Below are 631 nucleotides of genomic sequence, written 5' to 3'. Positions count from 1 at the left end.
GCAGTGGCACAGCGGGTTCTGCGGATGGCACCGGCACAGCGGCACAGTTTAGCGGCCCCCGCGGCGTGGCTGTGGACTCATCCGGCAATGTCTATGTGGGAGATACACTCAACAGCCGCATCCGGAAAATCACGCCGGAGGGGGTGGTAAGCACCTTGGCCGGCAGCACAAGCGGTTTTGCGGATGCCACCGGCACAGCGGCGAAGTTTGACAGACCCCAAGGCGTGGCTGTGGACTCATCCGGCAATGTCTATGTGGCAGATTATAGCAACAACCGCATCCGGAAAATCACGTCGGCGGGGGTGGTAACCACCTTGGCCGGCGATCGCGCAGAGGGTGATGCGAATGGCACCGGCACAGCGGCACGCTTTCACAGCCCCTCCGGAGTGGCTGTGGACTCATCCGGCAATGTCTATGTGGCAGATAGAAGCAACCACCGCATCCGGAAAATCACGCCGGCGGGGGAGGAGGTAACCACCTTGGCCGGAACAGCCACACCGGGTCATGTGGACACCAGAGGCAAAGAGGCAAAGTTTAACTTCCCCGAGAGAGTGGCTGTGGACTCATCCGGCAATGTCTATGTGGCAGATACTAACAACCACCGCATCCGGAAAATCACGCCGGCGGGGGT

1 protein-coding gene is annotated in these 631 nt (G+C 60.7%); it reads left to right on the top strand.

The annotated features are described in order from the left end of the window. On the top strand, positions 1-631 hold a 631-nt coding region (locus S1OALGB6SA_RS09870; RefSeq protein ID WP_195910425.1), incomplete at both ends, for an NHL domain-containing protein.

This window comes from Olavius algarvensis spirochete endosymbiont (genome assembly GCA_900608495.1).
In the GTDB taxonomy this organism is placed as follows: domain Bacteria; phylum Spirochaetota; class Spirochaetia; order DSM-2461; family DSM-2461; genus UBA2779.
The sequence above is the reverse complement of the archived record's forward strand: the minus strand, read 5'-3'. Positions and strand labels throughout refer to the sequence as shown.